2 protein-coding genes are annotated in these 1,525 nt (G+C 64.0%); both read right to left on the minus strand.

Going from position 1 to position 1,525, the window contains the following annotated elements:
* Positions 1–897: AMP-binding protein (locus PQ963_09640; GenBank protein ID MEN4029920.1), on the minus strand; the 897-nt coding region annotated here is incomplete at its 3' end.
* A 137-nt stretch (positions 898–1,034) separates the two neighbouring features.
* On the minus strand, positions 1,035–1,525 hold a 491-nt coding region (locus PQ963_09645; protein MEN4029921.1), incomplete at its 5' end, for a TlpA disulfide reductase family protein.

The following is a 1,525-nucleotide window of genomic DNA, read 5'->3' on the forward strand; positions in this document are numbered from 1 at the left end:
CACCGTGAACGCAAACACGTGGTACAGCGGCAAGGCGGTCAGCACCACCTCTTTGCCCGCATCGATGTGCGTGCCGGTCATGCCCAGCATCTGCTCCAGGTTCCACAGCAGGTTGCCGTGCGTCAGCATGGCCCCCTTGGACACGCCCGTGGTGCCCCCCGTGTACTGCAGCAGGGCCAGATCCTGGTGCTTCAGCTCGGCCCAGTAGGTGCGAGCACCGGCGCCACCGGCACGGCGTCCCATGGCCAGGGCATCGGGCAGGGTAACGGCCTTGAGCTGGTGCTTGGGGATCAGCCGATTCCAGTATTTCATGACCCCGTACACCACCTGCTGCACCACGGGCGGGAAGAACTCGGGCACGCGGGTGATGATCACATGCTGGATGGGCGTGTCAGCCAGGATGGACTCGAGCTTGTCGGCGAACATGTCCACGATCACCAGGGCCTTGGCCCCACTGTCCTTGAACTGATGCTGCATTTCGTGCGGGGTGTACAGGGGGTTGGTGTTCACGGCCACACAACCCGCCTTCAGCACCCCGATCAGGGCGATCGGATAGCTCAGGCAGTTGGGCATCTGCAAGGCCACGCGGTCACCGCGCTGCAAACCCAGCGTGCCGCGCAGGTACTGCGCGAAAGCGTCACTCATCTCGTCGACCTGGGCATAGGTCAACGAACCGTACATCCCGTTGGGCATCACCGTGGTGAAGGCCGTCTGCTTGGCAAAGCGCTTGGCCGCATCCTGGGCCATTTCGGGCAAGGACTGGTAAGCAGGCACCTCGAGGTGCTGTGGGATGTCCCGGCCGTACTGCTGCAGCCAGGGCTTGAGGTCGTAGGGTGAGGTGCTGGCGTTCATACCGTCCTGAAAGGTGAAAGGACCAACCACGCGCGCAGCAACCATCGCCGCCACGCTGCGGTAACACCTCATGACAATAGACGGACTTGTCCGTTTAACCAAGACAAAAAGCTCACGCCGCGCAGGATATAAGGCAACAATCAGGGAAAACACTGTGTCAGCCTGGCCTCACGGCGGATCGATCAGGGAGACGCCGGCACCCCGATGGCCTGCAAGCGGTCGCGCAGCACCGCAGCCGACAACTCCCCCACACGCCGACTCACCAAGCGCCCTTGCGCATCGAAAAACAGCGTGGTGGGCAACCCCACCTGGTCAAAGGTCGCCCCAGCGCGTTGTGCTGGATCCAGCCACACCTGACGCAACACCAAGCCCTGAGATCGCAGATAGGCCTGCACCGCCGCCGCCGACTCACCCTGGTTGAGCAGCACGATGTGCACATCCGGGTGCGCCTGCTGCGCCGCCTGCAACACCGGCATTTCGCGGCGGCAGGGTGGGCACCAGGTGGCCCAGAGGTTGATCACCACCGGGCGCCCGGTCAAAGAGGCCAGCGATCGGGGCTGTCCATTCAGATCCTGCACCTGCACATCAGGCAGACGCACCTCCTTGGGTGATGGCCCCCAGAGCGCGACCAGCCCACCCGCCACGACCACCAGCGCCACCGCATAGCCCCGCA

It is taken from the genome of Methanobacterium sp. (assembly GCA_039666455.1).
Taxonomy (GTDB): Archaea; Methanobacteriota; Methanobacteria; order Methanobacteriales; family Methanobacteriaceae; genus Methanobacterium_D.